At 56.2% G+C, this 1,093-nt stretch carries 2 protein-coding genes; both read right to left on the bottom strand.

Annotated elements, in window-relative coordinates; genetic code table 11:
- A partial coding sequence (locus EN742_RS35720) for a response regulator transcription factor (protein WP_148670561.1) occupies window positions 1-718 on the bottom strand: 718 nt, incomplete at its 3' end.
- A 224-nt stretch (window positions 719-942) separates the two neighbouring features.
- On the bottom strand, window positions 943-1,083 hold the full coding sequence (locus EN742_RS35715) for a helix-turn-helix domain-containing protein (RefSeq protein WP_245492490.1): 141 nt from the start codon (window positions 1,081-1,083) through the stop codon (window positions 943-945).
- Window positions 1,084-1,093 lie beyond the last annotated feature (10 nt).

The raw sequence follows: 1,093 nt of genomic DNA, 5'->3' as shown, positions 1-1,093 counted from the left end.
GATCCTTGACCTTGCAGGCGACCTCGGTGCGGTTGGCCGCCTTCAGCTTCTTCATGATATTTCGGATGTGGACCTTCACGGTGCTTTCGCGCAGGTTCAGCTCGTAGGCGATGATCTTGTTCGCCTTGCCGTGCAGGAGCGCTTGCGCGACCTCGGCCTGCCTGAGCGTGAACAATCCCGCCAAGGGTTGCCTGTCGCAACTGCCTGGATCTATCAGATGCCGCATTGATAGGACGCTGCTCGCCGGGACGAAGATACCTCCAACTGCCGCGAGGTTGATTGCCTCGACGCAGACGTCGATCCCTACCGAAGTCGGAATGTAGCCGCGTGCGCCGCATTCGAGAGCCGTCAGTATCTGTGCAAGGTCTTCGTTGTCGGCCAGGATAACGACGGGGATTGATTTGAACTCGGATGAGATATGCCTGATCTCGTCTGCTACGCCATGATCGGTCGCCTTCCGGCCGCCAAGATTGAAGAGTATGGCGACAAGGGGAGGGAACGAACTCTTCTTCACGCGCCATTGATCGATCGAACCCATTGCGGCGACCACCATGCCGAGTTCGTGGTCAACGAGGGCCGATGCGAGACATTCGCGGTCCAAAGCTCTACCATCTAGGATAAGGAGGCATTCCTTACGATGGACATTTTCGGTTCCGCTTGATCGAACTCCTGATTGATTGGCCGAGGTGTAATTGTGCAGTCCTGTTACGCCACCCATACTACCCACCCTTTCCCAACACTGGCAGCCTTGCGGCCAACATAACTCCTTGTGAAAGTTGGAGACTTGATTGCAGCAGCTAGGCGCCTTCCTCGCTTTCCCACAGCGAGAACGGCTCGGGCAGTTTATAGCCTATTTATGAGCGGTCTCTAACATAAGTTAATTTTCGGTAAATTTCGCGTCCGGAAAGCCGTCGCCCGGCACCGGACACCGGAGGGCAACTTCTACCTGAGGTACTCCTTGTCGAATCCGGCCGTCTCGACCAGCTTCTTGCGATTGATCACCTCTACGTGGCCTGCCTTGAAAGAGACGAGATCGGCCTTGCGAAGTTCCCTCAACGTCCGGTTGACGTGGACGGTGGTCATTCCGAGGATG

The organism is Mesorhizobium sp. M4A.F.Ca.ET.020.02.1.1, from assembly GCF_004022645.1.
GTDB lineage: Bacteria > Pseudomonadota > Alphaproteobacteria > Rhizobiales > Rhizobiaceae > Mesorhizobium.
Note: the sequence above shows the minus strand (reverse complement) of the source record. Positions and strands in the feature narration are given on the sequence as shown.